Genomic DNA, 25,045 nt, shown 5'->3' on the forward strand with positions numbered 1-25,045 from the left:
CTTTACTCCGCGAGTAAAGGGTTTTCTGAAGGACCATAAATGTCTTCAATAACGGGTTCTTTTGCAGCCCCTTCCTTCATCGGTGGATTCGCCAGCAATGCCGAAATGATGCCGAAAACCGGGAAGATCATCAGCGTCCAGAGGATTTCAACGTAGCCGCCGAACAGATCGAACGCGATGCCGAGCGGCAACGGGCCAAGTGCAGATCCCGTGACGACCATCGCCATCGAGATGCCGCTGATGCTGCCAATATGTTTCCGGCCAAAGTAATTGGGCCAGACGACAGCCATGACGATCCGCTCGATTCCCATGCTCACGCCCCAGACCAGACCGAAAATGACGGCGGCTGCCAAAAAATCAGCTTTCTGCAGAAGAAACAACGACAGGAGTTCCCCGGCAAAAACGAGCGTCAGCATATATTGGACCTTTACTTTTTCCAATAGGATCCCAGTGATGAACGTGACCGGCAAACCGATCAATGCCGTTAAGCTTAATATACTTGCGGCGGTTTCAAGGGATAAGGATTTTTGAGCGAAGATGGAAACCAGGTGGAAGGTCAAACCGGTATTGACGATTCCAGGAATGGCGGCACATAGCAGCAATAACCAGAATGCCCGGGTTTTTGAAGCTTCCTTCACCGACCAGCTGACTTCTTCAATGGCCATTTTTTCAGGCTCTTTTCTTAGTTTATCGCCGTTATCCGGCAACAAACCCATTTCTTCAGGAGAATTTTGAATGAGGAAAAGAGCGAGCGGTGTAAAGCAAACAATGATGATGACCCCTAAAATCAGCCACGAACTGCGCCAGCCAAATGACTCGATCAGCCAAACATTCAACAGCGGGAAAGCAGCGGAACTGACCAATCCACCGATGGCGGCAATGCTGATGGCGCGCCCTCTCTTTTTGACAAACCACTGGGGGATGAGCGAGCTTGAGATGAGCGCCATGGAACCTTGTCCAAGCAGCCGGATAAAAAAGAAGCCGATGAACAGCATGACGAGACTTGTTACGAAACTGTTGAAGAAGCAGGCCACAGCGAGGGCGATGGAAACAGCAACCGCCATTTTTCGTGAACCATTGCGGTCAATCAGCCGACCGACAAAAAACAGCAGGAAGCCTGCGGTTAAGGTGGCAGCTGAGTAGATGCCGGAAACCGTCGAGCGGCTCCAGCCGAAGTCTTCTATATAATAATCGATGAAAATCGAGTTGGAATAAGTTTGTCCGGGGCCAGAGAAAAATTGGGACAAGGCTGCAATCGCGATAATGACCCAGCCGTAGTGAAAAGCATTTCCTGTTAATTGTTTCATCATGTATCTCCATTTGCCATAACTTCACGTTACTGTATTTCCAAAAGCAGTGTCAAAAAGATGTTCCGAAATCACAATTTCTTATCATAGCATAATACTTCTGTTTTACAAGTTTTGAAATAGAACTGTAAATAAAAGAATGATTCAGATATTTGAAACATCGACAGACACTGAAAGTTTTTCTGAAAAAGTGTAAAATAGAGGATAAGGCAGTTTCTTAGCCAGAAGGAGTGAGAAAAAATGCCAAGTTTATCACCAGTACCACAACTGAGCATTACAGAAAAAGAAGAAATCTATCAGCAAATAGCGGAGTATTCGAACGAAACGACCATCATCCATTCAAATCAGAAAGTCCTATATATAAATCAGCCGGGATCGGATTTTTTCAAAGCCAGCAAAGAGACGCTCATCGGGGCGAATGTGGTGGATGTTTTTACTGAGGACTATAAAGAGTTCATCACTGAACGCATCCGCACGGGCATGGAAGACCGCGCGATCGGAGGATTGATGGAGACCACTGTTAGACGTTTTGATGGGACCCTAGCAGATGTAGAGTTGTATTGTTATCCTGTTCAGTATGGAGAAACGGTTGCCATTCAATCGATCATCCATGACATCAGCGCGCAAAAACAAACAGAACGGGACTTATTGCAATTGAAAAACGAAATATCAACCCCCATCGTTCCGATTATTGATGGCTTGGCCGTGTTGCCGCTTGTAGGTTCTGTCGATGGTGACCGAAGCAATCGGCTGCTTGATATCATCCCGCAAAAAATTCAAGGGGAGAACCTCCAATGCCTCATCATCGATGTATCCGGCATCTACAATATCGATAAGGTCGTAGCGGAATTTCTCTACAAGATTGATCACATCATGCGCTTGCTCGGCATTCAACTGATTTTCACTGGAATCCGGCCAGAATTGGCTTTAAAAGCCATTGAAGCACGTGTCAATTTCAGCCAATTGACGACCATGGGTACAGTTAAACAAGCGTTGAAGCGGCATTTGACGAGTAACTAAAACCTCCACCTAACCAGAAGGTTGAAAAAATTCTTGTCAAAGCATTGAAAGTGATTTATAGTTTAGAAATACAATATTTAGTGATTTGATGAAAATAAAAACTATATATAGTAGAACCAATAACGAAGGTGCCTGAAAAGGCTTAATAGGGAAGCCGGTGAAATTCCGGAGCTGTTCCCGCAACTGTAAGTGCTGACGAGCTATCACAATCCACTGTCCAATGGACGGGAAGGAGATAGCAGAGGATGACGCACAAGCCAGGAGACCTGCCTTCGTTATCGTTTATGATCTTCTCCGGGAGCTGAGAGGGATAACAAAGGTATTTATGTGTGGGACAGCCCTTTTTCAGCTGTTTTCATCTGATATTCTGCGTTTTCAACCCCATCCTCCCTGAGAGGATGGGGTTTTTTCTTTTTACTCAGAGATGGAGGATTGAATGCAGATGACGGGACCATTAGCAGCAGGCGTAGCAAGAACCATTCAAACAAGGCTGGTGCTGCCGCCGGACACCAACCACATGGGCACCATTTTCGGCGGCACGGTATTGGCTTATATTGATGAGATTGCCGCCATCACAGCGATGAGGCACAGTGGAAAAGCAGTTGTGACAGCATCGATCGACACCGTGAATTTCCTGTCTTCTGCGAAAGTGGGGGATATCCTCATTTTAGAAGGCGTCGTCATTTCAACGGGCAGAACATCGATGGAAGTGTACGTCAAAGCCGAATGCCAGCATATTGAAACCGGTGATAAAAGTTTAACGACGACGGCAATCCTGACGATGGTGGCTGTCGACAGCGAAGGCAAACCGACACCTGTGACTGGCGTGATTCCCGAAACGGCTGCCGAAGAAAAACTATTCAAAAGCGCCCAGGAACGCAAGCAACGGCGCATGAAAGTAAACGAATACGCAAAGGAGTTGTGCTGACATGAATACGAAAATCGAAGCAACAGAAATGAATGCAGTGGAAAGAGCCCTTCAACGGGCAACGGATGTATATGGACTGGATACGCGTGAACTGCTGGAACGGGCAGCAAAGTTGGCTGGACAGGCAAAAGGAGAACAGTCATTGCTCTATGCTTTGAACCGCATCACCATGGATGAGCCGGATTGGACATACGTGGCGGCCGAATTGTATGCAGGCGACTTGTACGGAAAAGCTGCAGATAGCCGCAAATTTTCCGCTTCAGAGAAATACGGCGACTTCTACGGACTTATTGAAGAGCTTACACAGATCGGCATTTATTCCGAAGAGCTCCTTGCGGCATATTCGAAAGAAGAAATCACTGAATTGGGACAGGGAATTGCACCGGAGCGGGATTTGCTGTTCAATTACATCGGCCTGTTCCTGCTGGCTGACCGCTATTTGGCGAAAGACTATGAAGGGCGCTTGTTCGAACTTCCGCAGGAACGTTTTCTCGTCATCGCGATGACCTTGATGCAAAACGAATCGAAAGACCAACGGCTGGAACTGGTCAAAGAAGCCTACTGGGCAATGAGCCATCTGTATATGACAGTGGCGACACCGACTTTATCGAATGCCGGGAAGAGCTTCGGCCAATTGTCTTCGTGCTTTATCGATACCGTTGACGATTCATTGGATGGCATCTATTTGAACAACTGGGACATCGCCCGCCTCAGCAAAGATGGCGGCGGCATTGGCATCTATTATGGAAAAGTGCGGGCTTTGGGCTCAGACATCAAAAAGTTCAAAGGCAATTCGTCAGGCGTCGTGCCGTGGATCCGTCTGGTCAATGATACGGCGGTCAGTGTCGATCAACTGGGCCAGCGCCAGGGCGCAGTGGCGATTTACCTGGATGTTTTCCATAAAGACATCATGAACGGATTTTTGGATCTGAAGACCAATAACGGCGACGAGCGCCGCAAAGCGCACGATATTTTCACGGGCGTGTCGATTCCGGATCTGTTTATGGAGCGGCTTCAGGAAAAAGACGAAAACGGCCGCAGCAACGGTGAATGGCATACCTTCTGTCCGCACCAGATCAAGCAGGTAATGGGCTGGAAAGACGAAAACGGCAACGCGTTGGGTCTCGAAGACTTTTACGATGAAACCGATGAAAAATACTTCAGCGTGAAATACCAGGAAGCTGTGGACCATCCGCTATTGCCGCGCAAAACTTACCGGGCGATGGAGATTATGGCGCGCATCATGGTATCGCAGCTGGAAACCGGCACGCCTTATATGTTCTACCGGGATGAAGTGAATCGTCAAAACCCGAACAAGCACACAAGAGGCAGAGGGCTGACATCGATTTACTGCAGTAATTTGTGTACAGAAATAACACAAAATATGTCTGCAACAACCATCATGAAAGAATACACCGATGAAGACGGCAACCTTGTGATGGTCCGCAAGCCGGGGGATTTTGTCGTTTGCAATTTGTCATCCATCAACTTGCCGAGAGCGGTCAAAGCGGACGTGTTGGAACGGGTAATTCCAATCCAAGTGCGCATGCTCGATAATGTCATTGATTTGAACACAATTTCTGTCGGGCAGGCCGAAGCCACAAATAAAAAATACCGCGCCATTGGATTAGGGACATTCGGTTGGCACCACCTTTTGGCGCTTGACGGCATCCATTGGGAAAGCGAAAAGGCAGTGGAGTTTGCAGACTCGTTATACGAAAAAATTGCTTATGAGACGATCCGCGCTTCGATGCAGCTGGCCCAAGAAAAAGGGGCTTTCAGCAAGTTTGCAGATTCTGAATGGCACACTGGCGAGTATTTTGAGCGCCGCAGCTACCGCGGAGAGCGCTGGGAGCAACTGCAGCAGGAAGTCGCCGCAAACGGTGTCCGCAACGGCTGGATGATGGCCGTTGCACCGAACTCGTCGACTGCGAAAATCGGCGGTTCGACAGATGGCATCGATCCCCTGTATGCCGTTGAATACGCGGAAGAGAAAAAGAATTTCAAGTTCAAGGTGACAGCGCCTGACTTGGACCACAACACCTACGAGTATTACCGCCGTGCCCGCCACGTGCTGGATCAGAAATGGAGCATCCGCCAAAACGCAGCACGCCAACGGCATATCGACCAATCCATCAGCTTCAACTTTTACGTACCGCATACCATTAAAGCGAAAGAATTGCTGGAGCTTCATTTGGAAGCGTGGCAACAACATCTGAAGACGACCTATTACGTCCGCAGTACATCACAGGCGGAAATCGAAGAATGCGAAGCATGCCAAAGCTAAAGGAGGAATCTTCATGACCATCCATGAACCGTTGAAGAAAATTAAATTACTGAATCCGGAACATCCGAACAAATCGACTGGCGTCTTGAACGGCCAGTCTTCCGGCTTACTGAACTGGAACGATATTGCTTATCCGCAAATGTACGATCTGTACCAGGCGCTTTTGGCTAACTTTTGGAAAGCGCAGGAGATTAATATGCAGGACGACATCAAGCAATGGGATAGCTTGAGCGATGTGGAAAAAGACGTCTTTTTGCGCATCAATACGCAGCTGGCATCACTCGACAGCTTGCAGACACCGACAATGAGCCAGGCGATGGATTACGTCACCGACTCCAGCTTCAAGGCCATTTTTGCGGTCATTTCCCAACAGGAAGCGGTCCATACCGAGTCGTATTCCTATATCTTGAGTTCGCTGGTTTCGGTCAGCGAGCAGAATGCACGCTTCGACCAGGCGAAAAGCGATCCAGTTGTCCAAAAGCGCAACGATCTAATTTTGGATGCCTACGAGGAATTCCGGCAAAATCCGACGCCGCAAAACCTGTTCAAGCTGAGCGTCAATTCCATCAACCTGGAAGGCATCTATTTTTATGCCGGCTTTGCTTTTTTCTATCATCTGGCGCGCCAGCAGAAAATGCTGAAGACCAGCACGATGATCAGTTATATCCAGCGTGACGAGATGCAGCATGCGTATTTTATTGCCCAGTTTATCCGCATCATGCTGACGGAAAATCCGGAATTGAACACAGGTGAAAATATCCAGTACATCTACACGACCATCGACCGGGCCGTAGCGCTTGAGAAGGAATGGGCACATTACATTCTGGAGGACATCGAGGGACTGGATCTGGTGGAATTTGATGGTTATGTGGAGTATTTGGCCAACAAACGGCTGCGCCAGCTGGGATTGGACAATCTTTACGAAGAGCGCAGCAATCCGATGCCATGGATTCAGGTCTTTGGAGACGATATGATGAACGATACCAAATCCGACTTTTTCGAACAGAAATCACGGACCTATACCAAAGTCTCCAAGTCGAATGGCTTTGACGAACTATAGCCCGAAGTTGGCGATTGTCTATGCCTCTGTTACCGGAAATACGGAGCACTTGGCAGAGATGCTGCAGGAGGCTGCACAGAAGCAGAGCCTTGATGCAAAGCTGTATCGGGTAGAGGAGTTTCCTTTGTTCGAACTGCCCAGTTATGATGGTGTATTAATCGGCACTTATACATGGGGGAGCGGCGAAATTCCGGAAGAAATGCATGCTTTCTACCAGGCGATCGAGCGTTTGGACAGAAAAGAGCTGCATACAGCGGTTTTCGGAACCGGCGACAGCTTTTTTTCCGAGTTCTGCGGCGCGGTCGACCGCTTCCGCGATATGCTTTTTGTGAAGACCCAGCTGGTGGCGACCTTAAAAGTGGAATTGATGCCGCAGCCGAGTGATGCTCCCCGCTGTGAGAAATTGGTGGAGCTGTTCAAAAGAGCGCGCTATACAGATTTTTAAAGAAGAGCCCATCTACGTGGAGAAACGGCTGAATTCAGTGAAATGATTTTAGTTGTCGGAAAAGTGTTTTATTTTAGGAAAAGGGTATATAACCTAAAAGAGCTTAAACCATCAACGCAGCAGTTAACGGGTTTAAATAGTAGAAACTCCTGACTCTTAATCGGCGGAATTCCCGGTTCCATTAATAAAAAAATAGCATAGATCACAAAGATATTGGATTTTTGTAGAAGAATTTGGGTCAAAGGTTTTACTTTTGTTTCAAGTGATGGTAAGTTAGGAGCGAACGGAAAACACTTGGGTTTCCGTTAAATCCAATCCACTATAAGGTGCAAGCTTTCTAAATATAAATAGCCAGAATAAGTTGGCTGGATGTGACAGACGATAGTGCTGTAGACAACGCCGAAAAGAGTCTCTCGATTCTTTTCGGTATTTTTGTGTAGATTTTTACTGTTTTTTACAATCCGAAATGTAATTTGGGAAAAACAGAAAGGATGAGAGGGATGGAACAACTAGAGCAATTGGCTGAGCAAGTAGGCCTGCTGATGAATTCCGAAACAGAACTGCAGGGCGGGGAATGCTTGATCAAAAGAAAAAGAACCATCAATATTTCTTCACACAGTAAAAACTTCACCTGTACCTTAGATCACGATATTTCTTTCAAGAATCTAAAAGACAACGGAAAAGCTTTCAACCAGGCAGAAATATTTTTATTGCCAGGGGAGTTGGCTTCCTTTATCAATGCGCTCCATAGGCATCCGATTCCATTGCCGACAACTTATCAGCATCGCATGGATAGCAATCCGGATATCATTTGCGTCTATTTGTCTTCAGAAGAAGCTCCTGAAGATTTTGCTGCCAGGCTGTCTGCCGCTTTCGATGCCATTGAACAAAATACGCTTGTTTGAGCAACTGCCTAAGGAAGGAGATTCCAATGCTTAGCAGATATAAACGACCGCACGAAAAAATCGCTATGGGCCTGTTGTCATTCATGCCCAAGGAGCGAAATGTAAAACAACTGAAAAAAACCATGGAATTGTACAACGAACGTCCCGACTGGCAGCTTTTCCTCTGGAGAGAAGGGGATGATTATGTCGGTGCCATAGGTATTCATATAGAAGACGGGGATAGCTTCACAGTCCAACATATATCCGTGATCCCTTCGTTCCGGGGGGAAGGAATCGGTCATCGGATGGTGGAGCGTGTCGAAAGGCAAATGGCAGGCAGAAAAGCGAAGGCGACTGAAGAAACCAAACCGTTTGTGATGAGATGCAGGGTTTGAAGGACAGATTAGGTGGAAAATGAAACGGATGCAAAGCATAAGTAAAGGCAGGAGCCCGATTTTTTTCGGTGCTCCTGCCTTTTTCTGTTATGCGTTCAGGTTTTCAATGATTGTTGCAATTCCCATACCGCCAGCGATACAGAGTGTTACCAACCCGTATTTTTTGCCGGTGCGTTCGAGTTCATGCATTAATTTCGTCAAAAGGATGGCGCCTGTTGCACCGATGGGATGGCCCATCGCAATCGCGCCGCCGTTCGGATTGACCTTCCTGCGGTCCAGTCCCAGCTCATTGATGCAAGCGACGGATTGGGAAGCGAAAGCTTCATTCAATTCGACGATATCAATGTCTTCCACTTTTAATCCAGCTTGTTTCAATGCCTTGAAACTTGCTTGAACGGGACCCATTCCCATCAGTTCAGGAGAACAGCCGACAGAGGCTTGGGCAAGGACACGGGCTTTTGGCTGATAGCCGCGTTTAGCAGCTTCATCTTCCGACATGACGAGTAGAGCTGCCGCCCCGTCATTCCGTCCGCTGGCATTGCCTGCAGTGACCGTACCGCCTTCTTTGAAGACCGGCTTCAAGAGTGATAATTTCTCAAGCGTTGTTTCGCGCGGATGTTCATCCGTTTTAAACTCGCTGATGCCTTTCCGGGTTTTCACCGGATAAGGGGCAATCTGGGCTTCGAAATAAGCTTTTGAAATCGCATTTGCGGCTTTTTCCTGGCTTTCCAAAGCGAACTCATCCTGCTGCTGGCGTGAGATGCCATATTTATCCGCGACGTTTTCAGCTGTAGTTCCCATGTTCAGCTCGCCATAAGTTTCACGTGGCTGCGATCCCGGCTGGCTCGCCGTATTTGGATCTTTCAACAGGGTATCTCCGGATTTCGTTCCGAATCGTACATTATTGACGTAATAAGGGGCGGTGCTCATGGATTCGGCTCCGCCAGCGATGATGATATCGCTGAGGCCAGTTTGAATTTGTTGAGCAGCTGAATTCAATGCCTGTACACCGGAACCGCATTGGCGGTGGATGGTATAGCCAGGCACTTCAGCCGGGATGCCTGCGCGCAGCATAGCGACCCTGGCCAAATTGGAGACATCGGCGCTTTGTTTAGCCTGTCCGAAAATGACTTCTTCCACAGCGGAAGGTTCCAATTGAGTTCGGCGCAGCAACTCTTCAATGACATGGGAGCCGAGAAAGTCGACCGTTTCATTTCCGATGCCGCCGCCCAGCTTGCCGATGGCGGTACGGACTGAATCTACTATCACTGTATTTCTCAAATCGTCATCTCCGTTTCTGACTGGAACTTGCGTGCGTAATGTTTCACTTTTTCCTTGTCGATCTCCATGCCGAAGCCGGGACCGTCCGGCACAATGACTTCAAAGTTCTCAAAGCGGATGTCGTTGGTTGTGAGAGTGTCCTTAAATAATAATGGGCCGAATATCTCGGTGCCGAATTTCATTTCAGGAAGAGTGGCATATAATTGGGCGCACATGGCGGTCCCTAAACTCGATTCGATCATGGTACCGCCGTATAGACCGAGTCCTGAAGCTTCTGCAATGCCGGCCACTTTTTTCGTCTGTGTCAATCCGCCATGCTTGCAGGGCTTCAACGCGATGGAATTTCCGGCGCGGTATTTGGCTATCCGAAAAACATCCTGGATGCTGGTTGCCGCTTCATCCGCCATGATCGGCACGGTGAATTTAGCGGTTAAACGTGACATGCCTTCGAAATCCCAGGCCTGCAGCGGCTGTTCGACCATTGAAACACCGGCATCCTGAAGGGAAGCGATGCAGTAATTCGATGTATCCTCATCCCAAGCCTGATTGACATCGACCGTCAGACGCGCCTGATCGCCGAGTGCTTGCTTGATTTTCCGGACATGCTCCACGTTTTGGTAGGGATCGCCCTTGCCGATTTTCAGCTTGAAGATGTTATGTCGTTTCTTCTCGAGCATGTCCTGCGCTTCTTCGATATCGGTTTCCGTATTGCCGCTTGCCAGTGTCCAGGCAATCGGCAATGACTTATGGATCTGTCCCCCGAACAACTCAAAGGCAGCAATGTTTTTGCTTTTGGCTGCCAGGTCCACAATGGCACCTTCGACCAGAGCTTTGGCGAAGTAATTGCCGCGTACGAGCTTTGATACATCGTTCATGATCTTATTGAAATGGATAGGGTCCTGGCCAATAACCAAAGGCGTGATATAAGCATCGATATTGGCTTTGATCGCTTCCGGCGTGGATTCGCCATAGGAAGCACCGCCGATAGTGGCGACTTCCGCCCAGCCTTCGCGTCCGTCTTCGTCTGTAGCGCAGCCGAGCAAGATCGTCTGCGAGACGATGGTATGCATCGCCAGTTGATGCGGCCGGATGGTCGGTAAATCGACTATATAAACGTCAAGTGAACGTATTTTCATGCGTATAAACCCTCTTTCTTCTATTCTGTAAAGGCGGCTTCGGTTTTTTCGCGAACTTCTTCGATGGTTGCGCCAGGCATCAGATCCACCAGCTCTAGTTGGCCGGCGTTCACTTTGAATACCGCCAGTTCTGTAAAGATCATATCGACTTGGCGTGTGGAAGTGATCGGATAGGTGCATTCCTTCAATAGCTTGGAACTGCCGTCTTTCGACGTATGGCTCATCGTCACAAATACTTTTTTCGCTCCGACCAGCAAGTCCATCGCGCCGCCGACACCCATGATGTTTTTGCCGGGTACGGCCCAATTGGCGATGACGCCGGTTTCATCCACTTGAAGGGCGCCGAGAATGGCTACATCCACATGGCCGCCGCGGATCATGGCAAACGAGTCCGAGCTGTTGAAGAAGGAAGCGCCAACCGCTTCGCCGACCGGCAATTTACCGGCATTGACCAAGTTGGGATCAATCGCTTCATCCGCTACATCGGTTACCCCAAGCAATCCATTTTCTGTGTGCAGATAAATATTGTCTTCTGTCATGTATTCTGCAACCAAAGTCGGGATTCCGATGCCCAAATTGACGATGCAGGGACCTGCGAGTTCCAGTGCGACGCGTTTGGCAATCCCGTGCTGCATTTCTGATTTGCTCAATTGAACCGTCATACTGCCACCACTCCTTCTTTCGTCAACACTTGCTGTGCTTTGACGATCGTATCGATATAGATGAAGGGCGTAACTACTTCTTCGGGATCTAATTCGCCCGCTTCCACGATTTCATCCACTTCGACAATGACGATTTTCGCAGCAGTAGCCATCAAAGGATTGAAGTTGCGTGCTGTTTTATAATAGACCAGGTTTCCGAGCGTATCCGCTTTGTGGGCGCGGATCAAAGCTACGTCAGCACGGATGGCTTTTTCAAGAATATAGGGGATGCCATCGATTTCACGTTCTTCTTTGCCGATCGCCAAATCGGTACCGACGCCTGTGGTTGTATAATAACCGCCAAGGCCAGCGCCGCCTGCGCGAAGTGATTCAGCGAGCGTGCCTTGCGGAAGCAATTCCAGTTCGATTTCACCATTCTGGTATTTGTCGCCGACATCGCGGTTGCTGGTGAAATAAGAGCCGATGCCTTTTTTGATTTTGTTTTGATTGAGCAGAATGCCGAGTCCTTTGCCGGATTCACCCAGGTTGTTGCTGACGATGGTCAAGTCGGTGACATCGCGTTCAGTCAACCCTTCGATCAAGGTGAGGGGGGCTCCGATGAGACCGAAGCCGCCGACTAGGACAGTGTCTCCAGATTTAATGCAATCCAGGGCTTGTGAGATATCGTGCTGTATTTTTGACATCTGAAATCCTCCATTCGGTGATTATTCGATTGTTTTCAATGAGTCGCTCAATTCGAACCAGGCAGGGATGCCGGCAGTCAGGATGCAGATATAGCCGATATCCGCCAGGTCTGCTTCCGATGCGCCAGCTGTCCGCGCCTTGTCCATCCAAGAGGCAGCGCCTTTGCCATTCAATTCCACGATGAAATTGCCGGCCATGTTCAAATGCTTCAAACGGGAGGACAGCAGTCCGTCCCCCAAAATCTTGGTTTGAATCTCTTCAAGGTTTCCAGAGTGGATAACTGCTAAGGTTTCTTCAAGATATGACGTATCCTCGCCGTCTAGCCAGTCTATGATGGTCTTCAGGGAATCCATAGCCTGTTCAGGAGCCGGGTCCGGCTGCACTGCTGTTTTCCCCTGCAATTCGAGGGCGTAGGAAATCGCTTCAAGGGACAACGCCAAGGCTTTATCACCTTTGTATAAGTAGGCAGTCAGGAAAAACTCGGCCAGTTCCGGTACGGTATAGCCAAAGTCGATGGCGCCTTTTGTATGGAACAGCATACTCCGGGAGTACAGGCGAGCCGCATTCATACTGGCGATTAAAGCATCTTTTTCCTTGCGGGACAAGGAGCCGTCCTGCATGATTTCTCCGCGTATTCCTGTATAGGTGTCCAATACAGCCGGGCTGTAATCGTGCATTTTCTGAACCCATCCAGGCACCTCATCGTACACTTCTTTGAAATAATCTAACGCTTTGCTCATATTCTCACTCCTGGATTTTCATTTATTTTAAGCTGTCGGGATATTCGTGCTGATTGATGCCGAAAACGACCGGTAGGATAAAGTAGACAAAGACGACGATGAGAAGGAAAGCCAGAACCGTCAATCCAGAACCTCTTCGTAGCATATCGACCATCGTGATTTTTCCGGTTGCAAAGATGATGGCGTTGGAGGGCGTACCAATCGGCAGCATGAACGCAAATCCGGCACCCATCGCAACGGCAGTCATCAATGGCAGCGGATGGACATCGATCGCTAAAGCGAGCGCAGCAGTGATCGGCACCAAAATGGTTACCGTTGCAGTGTTTGGCGTCACCTGTGTCATGGCGATGCCGAGCAATGTGGTCACCGCAAGAATCAGCAGGTAGGAAGTGCCTTCAAGCAGCAGCAATTGGCTGCCGATCCATGAAGCCAGGTCTGTACCATTAAATCCGGATGCCAGTGCAAGGCCGCCACCGACCAACAGCAGAACGCCCCACGGCATGTTCTTCAACGAATCACCATTTAAAATCCGGTCTCCCGAATCGCCTGAAGCAGGGATCAAGTGGAGAAGGATAGCGGCGACCATGGCAATCATCGTATCGCTCAATCCTGGAATGATGTCGCTCCAGATAAAGGTTCTCGTCATCCACATGAAGGCGGTCAAAGTGAAGATCGTCAAGACGATTTTTTCTTCGTAACTCATGACGCCAAGCTCTCTTTTGCGGTCAACCACAAATTGTTTCCCGTTTCGGATATTTTTAACTTTCATCGGGTAAGCAATTTTTGTAATGTAGAAAATCGAAACGATCATCAGCAATGTCACTAGCGGAAAGGCGAAAATAAAGAACTGGGCGAAGGAAATTTCAACGCCGAGCAGCTCACTGGCCAGTCCCGCAAGCACCAGGTTCGTCGGTGTCCCGATCAAGGTGGCGCTGCCGCCAATCGTTCCACCGAAACCGATGGCAAAGATGATGGACTTGGTGAACTTCGTTTCTTCTTCTTTCGTATAGACGTCATCTTCCTTCATCAAAGTGACGACTTTTGCGATGATCGCCAAACCGATCGGAATCATCAGCATGACCGTAGCCATATTGGAAACCCACATCGACAGAAAGCCTGTAGCCAGCATAAAGCCGAGTACCAGGCCTGAGGTGCTGGCGCCTACTGCACTGATGATGGACAAGGCGATTCGTTCGTGAAGGTTCCAGCGTTCCAGCGCCAAAGCAAGGGCGAATCCGCCGATGAACAGGAAAATCAAGTTATCCCCGTAGCTGGAAGCGACTACGCCGGCCTCTACTGTCTGCAGCAAAGGCAGAAGAACCAATGGCATCAACGACGTAATTCCAAGCGGCATCGCTTCAAGGATCCACCAAACGGCCATCCATGCAGTTACGGCCAACACTGACCGGCCTTCTGTGCTGAGTCCGGGAAGCGGCAGCAAGAACAGGATCAGCAGAAATAAAGCGGGGCCTAAAAACAGACCGATTTTTTGGGATAGGTTATAGGATTTCTTGCGAAAGGTTTTTTCGTTTTCCTGGGCTGCAGAATCTTTGTCGGGAAGCTCTGCGGTTGCCACCCCAGCACCGCCGGAATGCCGCAGCTCTGCCATCGTCAGCAGATCTTTCGTTTGCTTATGTGATTTCCACATGCTTGTCTTTAAGGTTTTCAATGAGTATTTCATAGATGATTTCCCCCCATAACACCCCTTTGCAGGGTGCTGTTCTACAATTTTTTCAGGAAGCTGTCGGCTGCCTGCAGAATCTCTTCGCGTTGTTCAAAAACCATGGTGTAATGGTTGGCACCTGAAACGATGGTCTCGATCTTCTTGGTGTGTTTTTGCGTTTCATCATAATCTGACAGGTAAAACAGAGGCGGCATGGAGCCGATATTTCCTTCGGCGTAAACCAGCAGGACAGGACACGCAATCTGCGGGCAGATTTCCGTAGGATCAAAGGAATAAAAACTATCAAAATCCGTCACAATGCGCGATTCAGTCGCTTTGTTTTCCCAATGGCCATTTACAGGGCCGACTTCGTATTCCGCTGTTTCCTGCAATACTTCATTCCATTCGATTCCGAGATTCGCGTAAATCTTTTGGATTTCTTCGGTGTAATGCTGCTTTGAAGTGAATTCGCGGCTGATTCTCCCCAGGGATGGCTGGACAATCCCTCTTTGGTGTTCGGATGCCTTGGCAGCGCCATCGAGCAAAATCAATGCCTTGACCGATTTCAGCTGGCTGGCGACAATCGCAGAAATGAAAGCACCCATCGAATAGCCGAGCAAGATCGGGTTGACGATCTTCAATTCTTCAATCAAGCCCAAAACGTCATCGGCGTGTTTGAAGATGGAGGTGTCGGAATCCGCTGCCGCACTGTTGCCGCGGCCTCGGAGGTCTAACGAGATAAAGCGATAATCGCCTTTAAACTGTTCAGCATAATAATGCATATTCTTATGCGTCCCGGTTAATCCGTGTATCGCGATGATCGTCCCTTTCTCTCCTGGATAATCGGCTACTTGAATTTCGTTTCCATTGACCTCTACTTTGTAAAGTTCCACTTAAATCCACTCCAGTTCAAATTTGTAAGTTCCTGTATTAAAAAGAATCAGCTGCCAAGAAAATCCCGGCAGCTTTTACTTGGCTTATTCAGTTCTCATAACAAAATTCAACGAAGCTTCTTTGTGATCGCCATGGTCTTCAAGCTTTGTCAGAAGAGAAGAGCGAACGCCGCCGGCAACATCTGTCTCCAGCCATTCATCGCCTTCAAAAAATACTTGCGTAATCAATGTCTCATGTCCTTCATGCTCGAACTTGATATGGATATGGGCTGGACGGTAAGCGTGGTAGCCGGCTGCAAAAGTGAATTCACCAGTCGGACCGCTTGTTGGAATTTGGTAAGGGATCGGTACGATGGAATGCACTTCAAAATCACCGTTTTCATCTGTATGGAACTGGCCGCGCAAATTGAAGGCCGGCGCAGGCGAGTCGTAGTTTGAATACAAGCCATCTGCATCATCCTGCCACCATTCCACTTTTGTTTTTGCCAACGGTCCGTTGACAGAACTCACATTTCCGCGGAACGTCAATTTGTCGCCGGGCTCATCTTCTCTCTGGGGCATCACAAACGGTGATTCTTCAAGGACAGGAGCGCCTTCTTCATAATAAGGTCCAAGCAGGGAAGGCTCGGTTCCTGGAGAATTTTTGTATTTAGATTCCAGTACATGGGTTTCTACAAAAACATCAAGGAACAAAGGAATCTCTCCGCTGCGCCCTAAGCGATCTGCCCATTTGACGAAGTTCGTATATTCTTCATGATTGAATTGCTGCTCATCAAGGAAGTTCTTCAAATGCTTAACAAACCCTTCATAAGCTCCCAATACGCGTTCGTTTACTACTGTTTTTTCTGTCATCTCAAATTCCTCCTAATAATGGGATGGTATTTTAAGTGTGAAAACGTGAATGTAAACGCCTTCACAACCGGTAAAAAATATAATGCTTGCCAGCGGTGAATAATTATTGTACGATATACGTACAATGTATCGTTATGCGTACAGTGTCATCTTAGCATAGGGGGTAGTGGTCTTGTCAATAAAAGAATCAGACAATTTTAAAAATAGTGGGGATTACATCCAATCACTGGATCGGGGATTGCAGGTGATCCAAGCTTTTTCCCAACAGGATCGATCTCTTACAGTGAGTGCTGTAGCAAAGAAAACAGGGTTGAGCCGTCCGACAGCCCGAAGAATTCTTTTAACCTTGGAACACCTGGGATTTGCGGAATCCGAAAATAACACATATTCGCTGACGGCGCGGACTTTATCGCTCGGTTATGCGTATCTGTCATCGAATAACACATGGAGTTTGGCTCATCCTTTTATGAGAGAGTTTGTAGCGAAGACGGAAGAATCGTGTTCGATCTCTATTTTGGACGGCACCGACGTTCTTTATGTGGCACGGGTTTCGACTAAGCGCATCATGTCCATCAACCTGGACGTCGGTTCACGTCTACCGGCGTATGCCACTTCAATGGGGCATGTCCTGCTTGCCTATTTGCCTGAGGAAGAACTGGAGAGGTATATGGATGCCATTGATTTCGAACAATTTACAAGCAAGACCATCACGGACAAAGAGCAATTGCGCCAAACCCTCGCTGAAGTGCGTGAGCGTGGCTGGGGTGGGGTGGATCAGCAATTTGAAGAAGGGCTGCGTTCCATCGCTGTACCGTTGCGCAATAAATCGGGCAAAGTCATTGCGGCCATCAATTGCTCTGCCCATGCGGGAAGAACCTCGAAGGAGTTGCTGCGGGAAGAATTCTTGCCGATTCTGCAGGACAGTGCTGAAAAAATAAGCCAGGCAATTGCAGCCACCGATACTTCGCCTTATGTGTAAGGGATAGTAAGATACAAAATCGCCGAAAGGCGGTTTTTTTTATTGGCTAATAATTTGAAGCCAGAGAGCCGCTTCTGCCTCTGGGAAATTTCCATCTGAGCCATTCTACAGCGTATAATAAAGACAGCTGATAGAGTTACATAAAGTGAAATTAAAGAGGTGTCCATCATGATCATCATCATCGATAACCAGGATTCATTCACCTATAATCTGGTGCATTATTTTGAGCAATTGGATCCAGCCGTGCTGGTTTTTCAAAATGGAGAATTGACGGCAAAACAAATAGAGAATTTAAAGCCGGACCTGATTGTGCTGTCGCCCGGGCCGGGACGTCCTGTTGCAGATGGGGCGAGCAAGGAAGTGCTGAGGGAGCTTAGCGGACGGATTCCTGTACTCGGTGTTTGCCTTGGGCATCAAACCATCATCGAGCATTTCGGTGGGCGGATCGCTAAAGGAAACAGGCCCATGCATGGAAAAGTCTCCATGCTGACACACAATGGCGATGGGCTGTTCAAAGGAATACCCAATCCGACAGCTGTGACCCGCTATCATTCTTTGGTCGCGGAAGAACCGCTGCCTGAATGCCTATCGGTGACCGCCTATTCAGAGGACGGGGTGATTATGGCTGTTCACCACCGATATTTGCCGGTTGAAGGCATTCAGTTTCATCCGGAATCAATTTTGACTTCGGAAGGTTTCAATATGCTGAAGAATAGTTATGAACTGGCAAAGCAATGGAAAGAAAATAATAAGGGAGGTGCTGGACATGCAAAACCCTTACCTACTGTATGAGTTTCGAAATGAGGACGAAGAAGTTGAGCCGCTCTTGTTCAGTGAACCTTTAGACGTCTTTGAAACAAGCGCTCTTTCGGAAGTGGCGGAAATTCTTTTGAAGGTGGAAAAGGCGGTTGGTGATGGATTCTACGCAGCGGGCTATGTCTCCTATGAAGCAGCTCCGGCTTTTCACCCAGAAATGAACGTGCAAACGGGAGGCGAAATGCCGCTTGTCTGGTTCGGAATCTTCAATGAGCCGAAAAAAAGCTTTTCAATTCCGGAAGAACAGCAGCCTTACAGTGTGTCGGAGTGGGAAATGGCGAGCTCCGTGGAACGGTACAAAACTGGGATTCAACAGATCAAGCAGGCAATTGAAGAAGGCGAAACCTACCAGGTGAATTATACGGAACGGCTTGTTGCGGAATTTACGGGCAGCGACCTGGCATTCTACCGCCAATTGGCAAGAAATCAACAGGCCGACTATGGTGCGTACCTGAACCTTGGAAGATTCCGTGTGCTGTCGGCATCTCCAGAGCTGTTCTTTAAAGTCGAGGACGGAAAGCTGACAGCCAAACCGATGAAAGGCACAGCGCCAAGAGGACGTACCACGCAGGAAGACCTGGAACAGGTCACGGCATTGCGGGCTTCTGAAAAAGAACGGGCTGAAAACCTGATGATCGTTGACTTGCTTCGAAATGACATCAGCCGCATAGCCAAAAAAGGGACTGTCAAAGCCGATCCGCTGTTTACAGTGGAAACCTACCCGACCGTCCATCAGCTGACCTCGACGATAGAAGCCCAGCTGGATGATACAACAACTATCCTGGACTGGTTTCAAGCTTTGTTTCCATGCGGATCAATTACGGGTGCACCGAAAATCAGTACGATGAACTACATAGCCGAACTGGAACAGACGCCGAGGGAAGTGTATTGCGGTGCTATCGGTTTCATCACGCCGACCAAAGACGCTGTCTTCAATGTGCCCATCCGTACAGTCGTCATCGACCAGGAAAAAGAGACGGCTCGCTATGGCGTGGGAGGCGGCATCACTTGGGATTCGACTTCGGAAGGAGAATACCGGGAACTGCAGACAAAAGCAGAAGTGCTGACAGCGAAACGGCCGGTATTCAGCCTGCTGGAATCCTTGAAACTGGAGGACGGAAACTACCCGTTGCTGCGGTATCATCTGGCACGCTTAAAGGATTCTGCGGGTTATTTTCATTTCCCGGGAAATATTCAGCAAGTTGAAATGGAGTTAAAACAGTTGGCAGAAACCTACCCGGTAGGCACCTATAAGGTTCGCATGCTCCTGGATGACAAAGGACAGACGAAACTGGAGGCCCAGGAAACGGCAACGATCGATAAACCGATAAAATGCTCGCTCGCCTCTTCGGCAGTGGACAGCAGAAATCCGTTCCTGTTCCATAAAACGACACATCGTGAAGTATACGACAAAGCCAGCGCCAAGCTGCCAGATGACATATTTTCAGTTTTGTTATGGAATGAAAACCAGCAGCTGACGGAATTCACCATCGGCAATGTGGTGCTTGAAAAGAATGGGCGGTTTTTTACGCCTCCGGTTTCCTGCGGATTGTTGGCAGGCACGTTTAGGCAGCAGTTGCTGGATCAAAAGCTGATTGAAGAAAAAGTCATCCTTAAAGAAGAGCTTCAGGAATATGAGGCAATCTTTCTGATCAACGGCGTACGCGGCTGGTTGCCTGTAGAATTAATGAGGAACGTAAAAACAAGTTAAACAAACCACTGGACGGTGAATCGAAAGCGATGGAAAGGGTGGCTTATTATTTCACTCGACAAAGAAACACAAATTCTGGATGAGTTAATGGAAAAAATTGCATCAAAGAAATTTTCAGCCGGTGAAAAGCTGCCTTCAGAAAACAAGTTAGCCGATCGCTATGGAGTGCCGCGCATGACTGTGCGCGCGGCATTGACTAGGCTGGAAGAACGGGGCTACATCTATTCGAAGCAAGGTAAAGGAAGATTTTTAAAAGAAGAGTCCACTCAAATTCAGTTGCATTTAACCGGCAAAATCAGCTTTACTGAAAAGATGGAGCAGGCCGGTTATGATTTGGAAACGCGGCTCATCAGTTGCGAAAAAATTCGCTATGATGAAAAAATCTATAAATCGTTAGCATGTGGATCAGGGGACAGCGTTTATAAGGTTTCCCGAAGCCGATTTATCGACGGGCAACCGATGGCCATCCACAAATCCTTTGTAAGCGAAAAGATGTTTCCTGAAATCAAAACTGAAGGACCCGATATCCGCTCAATGTTCGCTTATTACCGTAAACACGGGCATACCGAGTTTGCCAACAACAAAACCTTGCTAAGTATCTCTTTTCCGACATCAACAGAACAACAGCTTTTGCAATGTAAAAGCATGGTGCCTCTCATTATGGTGGAAAGTGACTGCATCGACGCAGCGACAGGAGATGTGCTGGAGCATACTAAAATCTTATACCGCAGCGATAAATTCAAATATGATATCACGATGGATTAAAAAAACAGGCAAAGGAGAAACTATCCTTTGCCTGTTTTTTATGCTTAAGAAAGTGTAGCTTTGAGCTTGTAGATAAAAGAATATTTATGTGATTTAAAGAATGAATATACAATTCATCCTGTTTATACCGGATCCTACGCTTCAGGCGGACGCTTTCCACGGGCTCGCGCCGAACTAACTCGGACTGGCGCCCGAGTGGATTTCGGCACTTCGTCGCTTCGCTGCTCCCGCAGGAGTCGCCGCCTTGCGCTCCGGATCCTTGAGTGAAGAGTTTACAAGATTTGTAGAGACTACATTTCCTGATATTGACGAGCAAGCTTCTCTCTTTGATTGAAGCAACACGCGTCCAAGCGGGCTGGCCACGAAGACTCCTGTGGGACAGCGAGAGCTGAAGACCCCGCAGGAACGCAGTGACGAGGAGGCTGAAGCTGAGCCCACGGAAAGCGAAGTGGCCGGACCGCTTGGAGATTATGCACTGCTATACATTTTGGTCAGGCTTTGTCTACATTCTGGCTTTGAGTTTTTCTTTTATTGTTTAGGCTGTATGGGCGCTTGTGTTTTTCTTGGCACAATTGTGAAGCACCTTTACACAAGCTTTACGAGAGCTTAAAACACAGCCACTTGGCGACAAGTTACGATGAACTTACAGACAAGGAGGCAGCGATTATGAAAAGACGCAGAAGAACAGAAATCCTTATTCAAGGTGATGGACGTTTGGCAAAGGATTTAGCAGCCAGCATCGCGGAAAAATACGAATGCCGTGAAATCAGTGCGCCGGAGCAAGGAATGATTATGGTCAAAATGAGGGAGACAGCAAAAAATTCCTTGTTTTATATAGGAGAAGTCCTGACAACAGAAGCGAAAGCGGAGATTTCAGGGGAAATCGGAACGGGCCTGCTGGTAGGCATGGATGAACAACGCGCCAGCGATTTGGCGATCATTGATGCCGCTTATAAGGCTCAACTGCCTGAAACAGCTGAATGGGAACCTTTGCTTTTAGACGAGGAACAGCAGATCCATGCAGCCAAAGCGCAGCAGCAAGCAGGCCTTTTCGAAACAAAAGTAAATTTTGAAACGATGGAAGTCTGAGAAAACAAATTACATGATCTGACCAGGAGGGATTATATGGCGATTGACCAAATTCATGACTTGCAGCAAGTTTATCGGAAATTATTACATAGTATGTCACGGCCAGGAACCATCTCATCGATTGAGCAGGAGACAGAAAATATGGATGTGGATTTCGGCTGTGCCGATGCCTTGATGTTAAGCGCGATGGTGCTGCTGGATGCGGAAGTCACTTTTCATGTCCTGTCGACAAAACGGCGGGATCTGATCGAGAAGATTTCGGAATACACTTCAGCCCGCTGTGTTCCGTTGCAGGAAGCGGATTTCATCATCGTATTGCAGGAAGACAGGGAATCGGAAATTTTAGAAGCCATGGCACAATGCAAAATAGGCAACTTGATCGATCCACAGCAATCCTCGACTTGGATTATTGAAACTCCGGCTTTATCGAACAAAGGCACATTGCTGCTGACTGGACCAGGAATCGAAACGGAAGCCCATTTGGCGATGGGGCAATCTTTCGAATTCTGGCAAGCCAGAGACAGCCGCATCAAGGAGTATCCGATGGGCATTGATATGATCTTTGCGGATGGCTCCTCTCAGGTCGCTTGTCTGCCGAGAACGGTTACGGCCATTTTAATGGAGGTGGAGTAAATGGGCTATGTTCCTGTAAAAGGCGGAACTCAGGCTATCGAGGCTTCGATTAAACGGCTGACTTATGAACGGTTAAAAGGTGAAGAAATTTTAGAGATCAACACGATCCTGGCGACGATGGGCAGCATGGTGGATCAGGTGATGTCTGAAAGCAGCCTGTATTCACCGGAACTTGCGGCTTTGGCCATCAAGCAAGGGGAAGGCAGCATGGAAGAAGCTGTATTCCTGATGCGCGCGCACCGTTCAACTTTGCCGCGCCACTATTACAGCGAGACTGTCGAAGCGGAAACCATGCTGGTCGAACGGCGGATATCGGCAAGTTTCAAGGATATTCCAGGCGGCCAGTTATTGGGTGCCACCTATGATTACACACACCGGCTGCTGGATTTCGGATTGTTGGAAGAAAGCATGGAAACGAATCGCAAGTGGCTGCAGGATTATAAAAATAACTTGTCAGCCCTTCAAGGCTCAACAGAAGTGGTTTATTTTCCGAAAGTCGTCGATTATCTCCGGAAGGAAGGCTTGTTTAAGACATACGAACCGGATAATACATTCCCGAACGATGTGACCAAGCAAAGCCTTCAATTTCCGACGACAAGAAGCGCCCGTCTGCAGGTCCTGACACGCGGACAAACAGGCACCGTAACATCATTCGGCTACGCATCGCTGCGGGGATATGGACAAGTTCATCCCACTGTAGGTGAAGTTCGTGTCGGTAAAATACCGATTTACACAGCACATCCAAACGAAGTGGATCCGGATCCGGAAGACCAATTCTATGTCGGCGAAATGCGCATAACGGAAGTGGAATCGTTTGTGCCGGTAACTGTAAAAAATGACAACAATGAAGGTGAACTGGAGTTTGAAATCGGCTATGGCGTCTGCTATGGGCAAAATGAAACAAAAGCGATTGCCATGAGCATACTGGATCAATGCCTGGAACATCCGAATGCGGATTTTCCAACTCATGATGAGGAATTTGTCTTATTGCATCTCGATTCAGTAGAATCCACCGGTTTTATTTCCCACTTGAAACTCCCGCATTACGTCACGTTCCAGTCGAAGCTGGACAGTATCCGCCAAGTAAAGAAAGGAGTGCAGGAAGTTGAGAGCTAAACCGCATTTTGCATTTTTTGATGAAGGATCCAAAAAAGAGATTCGGCGGGCTACACTGAAAGCTGTCGCTATTCCGGGGTATCAGGTACCCTTCGCGTCGCGGGAAATGCCGATTGCACGCGGCTGGGGAACAGGCGGCTTGCAGTTGACACTGTCCTTGATCGGCAAAACGGATGTGCTGAAAGTCATCGACCAAGGAGCCGATGAATCGGTCAATGCGGTCAGCATCAAAAAGTTGGTTCAGGAAACGACAGGTGTCCAAACCACTGACCAAACGGAAGAGGCAGATCTTATCCAGTCACGCCACCGCATCCCTGAAACACCGATGACGAAAGACCAGATCCTGGTTCTTCAAGTGCCGATGCCTGAGCCTCTGCGTCCTGTGGAAGCACGCGAGTACATGACCAAACGCATGCACTCCGAAGACGATTACAGCGGCGCTTGGCTGATGCTGTTCGAGCAGATCGTCAAATATGGGAAAACGGCAACTGCTGCGGATCACCCGGTTTATGTCAACGGGCGCTATGTGATGGCGCCAAGCCCGATTCCGCGCTTTGATAATCCCAGAATGCATCAATCCGAAGCGTTGATTTTACTCGGTGCGGGACGCGAGAAGAAGATCTATGCTGTACCACCCTTTACGAATGTTGAATCATTGGCATTTGAAGATTACCCATTTGCTGTTGAATCATTTAAAGGCAAGGAATGCCAGTTATGCGGATCAGCACACGTCTTTCTTGATGAATTGATTGATCAGAAAACAGGAGAGCCCGTCTATCAATGCAACGACACCAGTTATTGCATGGAACAGCTGAATAGCAGGGAGAAAGTCGAGGTGGAGAGCAGTTATGCATGAAGAACCGATTCTAAAAGTACGTAACTTGCGAAAGCAATTTGGTCCCGGTTGTTCTCAATGCACCAATTTAGATTCTAATCGTTTGGAAAAAAACTACTGCACGGTATGCGGTACAGTCTATGCAGTTCGTGACGTGTCACTTGATGTATATCCCGGCGAAATTCTAGGGATCGTCGGAGAAAGCGGCAGCGGCAAATCCACATTGATGCAATGCCTGTACTTCGACACTGACGTTTCGTCAGGGGAGGCGTATATCAATACACCCGTTTTGGCAGGCTTCAATGTCTTTGATTTGTCTTCACAGCAAAAGCGTTCCATCCGCAACCACGATTATGGGATGGTTTATCAAAATCCAGTGCATGGCTTGAAAATGAATTTTTCCTCTGTGGGAAATATTGCAGAAAAGCTCATAGCGGCGGGCAACCGGAATGTTGGGAATATGGAAACAACAAGCAAACGGCTGCTGGACAATGTCCATATCCCGCTTCATCGCATGAAAGAAGAACCGCGCAACTTTTCAGGCGGCATGCAGCAACGCGTCCAGATTGCTAAAGCATTATCGAATAATCCACCCATTCTGTTTTTAGATGAAGTGACAACCGGACTCGATTTGTCGGTTCAGGCAAATGTTCTGGACCTGATCAAAAGGATCCAGCGTGAACTTGGCATCAGCATGATTGTGGTATCGCACGATTTAGCGGTTATCCGCATGCTCGCTGACCGGACCATTGTCATGCTGAATGGGGAAATCATCGAACAGGGCTTGACGGATCAAGTATTAGAAGACCCACAACATGCGTACACGCAGCAACTCGTGTACTCATTACTCTAGGAGGATCGATG

The 25,045-nt window shown here is 48.2% G+C and carries 25 protein-coding genes and 1 riboswitch; of the genes, 16 read left to right on the forward strand and 9 right to left on the reverse strand.

The genetic code is table 11. The features are described from left to right. Positions 1-2: 2 nt before the first annotated feature. The gene (locus K8U60_RS07010) at positions 3-1,307 is read right to left on the reverse strand and encodes an MFS transporter (protein ID WP_317851916.1); all 1,305 of its coding nucleotides are present in this window, start codon (positions 1,305-1,307) and stop codon (positions 3-5) included. A gap of 240 nt (positions 1,308-1,547) precedes the next feature. Between K8U60_RS07010 and K8U60_RS07015 the strand changes: the two genes are divergently transcribed. The 7 genes from K8U60_RS07015 (at position 1,548) to K8U60_RS07045 (ending at position 8,326) form a co-directional block, all read left to right on the forward strand. Next, positions 1,548-2,327: a PAS domain S-box protein gene (locus K8U60_RS07015; RefSeq protein WP_223636326.1), complete on the forward strand. Its 780-nt coding sequence runs from the start codon at positions 1,548-1,550 to the stop codon at positions 2,325-2,327. Between the two features lie 109 nt (positions 2,328-2,436). Beyond that, positions 2,437-2,615, forward strand: a riboswitch (cobalamin riboswitch). Between the two features lie 154 nt (positions 2,616-2,769). Next, complete coding sequence (locus K8U60_RS07020; protein WP_223636329.1) at positions 2,770-3,255, forward strand: acyl-CoA thioesterase; 486 nt, start codon at positions 2,770-2,772, stop codon at positions 3,253-3,255. A 1-nt stretch (position 3,256) separates the two neighbouring features. Continuing rightward, positions 3,257-5,542 carry a ribonucleoside-diphosphate reductase subunit alpha gene (locus tag K8U60_RS07025; RefSeq protein WP_223636332.1) on the forward strand — a complete coding sequence of 762 codons (2,286 nt, stop codon included), beginning with the start codon at positions 3,257-3,259 and terminating at the stop codon, positions 5,540-5,542. 13 nt (positions 5,543-5,555) lie between these two features. Further along, positions 5,556-6,602: a ribonucleotide-diphosphate reductase subunit beta gene (locus K8U60_RS07030; protein ID WP_223636335.1), complete on the forward strand. Its 1,047-nt coding sequence runs from the start codon at positions 5,556-5,558 to the stop codon at positions 6,600-6,602. Next, the gene (locus tag K8U60_RS07035; RefSeq protein WP_223636338.1) at positions 6,583-7,047 is read left to right on the forward strand and encodes a flavodoxin domain-containing protein; all 465 of its coding nucleotides are present in this window, start codon (positions 6,583-6,585) and stop codon (positions 7,045-7,047) included. The genes K8U60_RS07030 and K8U60_RS07035 overlap by 20 nt, the downstream gene beginning before the upstream one ends. A 500-nt stretch (positions 7,048-7,547) precedes the next feature. Next, a complete protein-coding gene (locus tag K8U60_RS07040; RefSeq protein WP_223636341.1) occupies positions 7,548-7,952 on the forward strand; it encodes a DUF1259 domain-containing protein in 405 nt (134 codons plus the stop codon). A gap of 26 nt (positions 7,953-7,978) precedes the next feature. Next, entirely contained in the window at positions 7,979-8,326 is a 348-nt protein-coding gene (locus K8U60_RS07045) for a GNAT family N-acetyltransferase (protein ID WP_223636344.1), read from the forward strand. An 87-nt stretch (positions 8,327-8,413) separates the two neighbouring features. Here K8U60_RS07045 and K8U60_RS07050 read toward each other — a convergent pair whose 3' ends face one another. The 8 genes from K8U60_RS07050 to K8U60_RS07085 all read right to left on the reverse strand — a co-directional run bounded on the left by K8U60_RS07050 (position 8,414) and on the right by K8U60_RS07085 (position 16,237). Further along, a complete protein-coding gene (locus tag K8U60_RS07050) occupies positions 8,414-9,607 on the reverse strand; it encodes a thiolase family protein (RefSeq protein WP_223636347.1) in 1,194 nt (397 codons plus the stop codon). Beyond that, the gene (locus K8U60_RS07055; protein ID WP_223636350.1) at positions 9,604-10,743 is read right to left on the reverse strand and encodes a muconate cycloisomerase family protein; all 1,140 of its coding nucleotides are present in this window, start codon (positions 10,741-10,743) and stop codon (positions 9,604-9,606) included. The genes K8U60_RS07050 and K8U60_RS07055 overlap by 4 nt, the downstream gene beginning before the upstream one ends. Before the next feature lie 20 nt (positions 10,744-10,763). Beyond that, the gene (locus K8U60_RS07060; RefSeq protein ID WP_298831227.1) at positions 10,764-11,405 is read right to left on the reverse strand and encodes a 3-oxoacid CoA-transferase subunit B; all 642 of its coding nucleotides are present in this window, start codon (positions 11,403-11,405) and stop codon (positions 10,764-10,766) included. Further along, the gene (locus K8U60_RS07065; RefSeq protein ID WP_223636353.1) at positions 11,402-12,088 is read right to left on the reverse strand and encodes a CoA transferase subunit A; all 687 of its coding nucleotides are present in this window, start codon (positions 12,086-12,088) and stop codon (positions 11,402-11,404) included. Before K8U60_RS07065 ends, K8U60_RS07060 begins: the two co-directional genes overlap by 4 nt. Before the next feature lie 21 nt (positions 12,089-12,109). Next, positions 12,110-12,829, reverse strand: coding sequence for a carboxymuconolactone decarboxylase family protein (locus K8U60_RS07070; protein WP_223636356.1), 720 nt, complete (start codon positions 12,827-12,829; stop codon positions 12,110-12,112). A 22-nt stretch (positions 12,830-12,851) separates the two neighbouring features. Beyond that, positions 12,852-14,510: an SLC13 family permease gene (locus K8U60_RS07075; protein WP_223636359.1), complete on the reverse strand. Its 1,659-nt coding sequence runs from the start codon at positions 14,508-14,510 to the stop codon at positions 12,852-12,854. A gap of 41 nt (positions 14,511-14,551) precedes the next feature. Continuing rightward, on the reverse strand, positions 14,552-15,385 hold the full coding sequence (locus K8U60_RS07080) for an alpha/beta fold hydrolase (RefSeq protein WP_223636362.1): 834 nt from the start codon (positions 15,383-15,385) through the stop codon (positions 14,552-14,554). An 84-nt stretch (positions 15,386-15,469) separates the two neighbouring features. Then, positions 15,470-16,237: a dioxygenase family protein gene (locus K8U60_RS07085; protein WP_223636365.1), complete on the reverse strand. Its 768-nt coding sequence runs from the start codon at positions 16,235-16,237 to the stop codon at positions 15,470-15,472. A gap of 172 nt (positions 16,238-16,409) precedes the next feature. Between K8U60_RS07085 and K8U60_RS07090 the strand changes: the two genes are divergently transcribed. The 9 genes from K8U60_RS07090 (at position 16,410) to K8U60_RS07130 (ending at position 25,034) form a co-directional block, all read left to right on the forward strand. Beyond that, positions 16,410-17,216, forward strand: a complete 807-nt coding sequence (locus K8U60_RS07090) for an IclR family transcriptional regulator domain-containing protein (protein ID WP_223636369.1) — start codon at positions 16,410-16,412, stop codon at positions 17,214-17,216. 168 nt (positions 17,217-17,384) lie between these two features. After that, entirely contained in the window at positions 17,385-18,008 is a 624-nt protein-coding gene (locus K8U60_RS07095) for an anthranilate synthase component II (protein ID WP_223636372.1), read from the forward strand. Continuing rightward, positions 17,983-19,743: an aminodeoxychorismate synthase component I gene (pabB, locus tag K8U60_RS07100; protein ID WP_223636375.1), complete on the forward strand. Its 1,761-nt coding sequence runs from the start codon at positions 17,983-17,985 to the stop codon at positions 19,741-19,743. Before K8U60_RS07095 ends, pabB begins: the two co-directional genes overlap by 26 nt. A 75-nt stretch (positions 19,744-19,818) precedes the next feature. Beyond that, positions 19,819-20,508, forward strand: a complete 690-nt coding sequence (locus K8U60_RS07105; protein WP_263298606.1) for a GntR family transcriptional regulator — start codon at positions 19,819-19,821, stop codon at positions 20,506-20,508. Positions 20,509-21,174: 666 nt separating this feature from the next. Next, entirely contained in the window at positions 21,175-21,597 is a 423-nt protein-coding gene (phnG, locus tag K8U60_RS07110) for a phosphonate C-P lyase system protein PhnG (RefSeq protein ID WP_223636378.1), read from the forward strand. Between the two features lie 36 nt (positions 21,598-21,633). After that, entirely contained in the window at positions 21,634-22,230 is a 597-nt protein-coding gene (phnH, locus tag K8U60_RS07115; RefSeq protein WP_223636380.1) for a phosphonate C-P lyase system protein PhnH, read from the forward strand. Continuing rightward, positions 22,231-23,346, forward strand: a complete 1,116-nt coding sequence (locus tag K8U60_RS07120) for a carbon-phosphorus lyase complex subunit PhnI (RefSeq protein ID WP_223636382.1) — start codon at positions 22,231-22,233, stop codon at positions 23,344-23,346. It abuts the gene before it with no gap. Beyond that, complete coding sequence (locus tag K8U60_RS07125) at positions 23,336-24,202, forward strand: alpha-D-ribose 1-methylphosphonate 5-phosphate C-P-lyase PhnJ (protein ID WP_223636384.1); 867 nt, start codon at positions 23,336-23,338, stop codon at positions 24,200-24,202. The genes K8U60_RS07120 and K8U60_RS07125 overlap by 11 nt, the downstream gene beginning before the upstream one ends. Then, the gene (locus tag K8U60_RS07130) at positions 24,195-25,034 is read left to right on the forward strand and encodes an ATP-binding cassette domain-containing protein (protein ID WP_223636386.1); all 840 of its coding nucleotides are present in this window, start codon (positions 24,195-24,197) and stop codon (positions 25,032-25,034) included. Before K8U60_RS07125 ends, K8U60_RS07130 begins: the two co-directional genes overlap by 8 nt. Positions 25,035-25,045: the final 11 nt, after the last annotated feature.

The sequence above is a fragment of the Planococcus circulans genome, assembly GCF_020023385.1.
Classification (GTDB): domain Bacteria; phylum Bacillota; class Bacilli; order Bacillales_A; family Planococcaceae; genus Planococcus.

Coding starts and splice junctions, on each gene's coding strand:
- K8U60_RS07010 (WP_317851916.1), bottom strand. CDS start 1,307: ATGAAACAATTAACAGGAAATGCTTTTCACTACGGCTGGGTCATTATC.
- K8U60_RS07015 (WP_223636326.1), top strand. CDS start 1,548: ATGCCAAGTTTATCACCAGTACCACAACTGAGCATTACAGAAAAAGAA.
- K8U60_RS07020 (WP_223636329.1), top strand. CDS start 2,770: ATGACGGGACCATTAGCAGCAGGCGTAGCAAGAACCATTCAAACAAGG.
- K8U60_RS07025 (WP_223636332.1), top strand. CDS start 3,257: ATGAATACGAAAATCGAAGCAACAGAAATGAATGCAGTGGAAAGAGCC.
- K8U60_RS07030 (WP_223636335.1), top strand. CDS start 5,556: ATGACCATCCATGAACCGTTGAAGAAAATTAAATTACTGAATCCGGAA.
- K8U60_RS07035 (WP_223636338.1), top strand. CDS start 6,583: ATGGCTTTGACGAACTATAGCCCGAAGTTGGCGATTGTCTATGCCTCT.
- K8U60_RS07040 (WP_223636341.1), top strand. CDS start 7,548: ATGGAACAACTAGAGCAATTGGCTGAGCAAGTAGGCCTGCTGATGAAT.
- K8U60_RS07045 (WP_223636344.1), top strand. CDS start 7,979: ATGCTTAGCAGATATAAACGACCGCACGAAAAAATCGCTATGGGCCTG.
- K8U60_RS07055 (WP_223636350.1), bottom strand. CDS start 10,743: ATGAAAATACGTTCACTTGACGTTTATATAGTCGATTTACCGACCATC.
- K8U60_RS07060 (WP_298831227.1), bottom strand. CDS start 11,405: ATGACGGTTCAATTGAGCAAATCAGAAATGCAGCACGGGATTGCCAAA.
- K8U60_RS07065 (WP_223636353.1), bottom strand. CDS start 12,088: ATGTCAAAAATACAGCACGATATCTCACAAGCCCTGGATTGCATTAAA.
- K8U60_RS07070 (WP_223636356.1), bottom strand. CDS start 12,829: ATGAGCAAAGCGTTAGATTATTTCAAAGAAGTGTACGATGAGGTGCCT.
- K8U60_RS07075 (WP_223636359.1), bottom strand. CDS start 14,510: ATGAAATACTCATTGAAAACCTTAAAGACAAGCATGTGGAAATCACAT.
- K8U60_RS07085 (WP_223636365.1), bottom strand. CDS start 16,237: ATGACAGAAAAAACAGTAGTAAACGAACGCGTATTGGGAGCTTATGAA.
- K8U60_RS07095 (WP_223636372.1), top strand. CDS start 17,385: ATGATCATCATCATCGATAACCAGGATTCATTCACCTATAATCTGGTG.
- pabB (WP_223636375.1), top strand. CDS start 17,983: ATGCAAAACCCTTACCTACTGTATGAGTTTCGAAATGAGGACGAAGAA.
- phnG (WP_223636378.1), top strand. CDS start 21,175: ATGAAAAGACGCAGAAGAACAGAAATCCTTATTCAAGGTGATGGACGT.
- phnH (WP_223636380.1), top strand. CDS start 21,634: ATGGCGATTGACCAAATTCATGACTTGCAGCAAGTTTATCGGAAATTA.
- K8U60_RS07120 (WP_223636382.1), top strand. CDS start 22,231: ATGGGCTATGTTCCTGTAAAAGGCGGAACTCAGGCTATCGAGGCTTCG.
- K8U60_RS07130 (WP_223636386.1), top strand. CDS start 24,195: ATGCATGAAGAACCGATTCTAAAAGTACGTAACTTGCGAAAGCAATTT.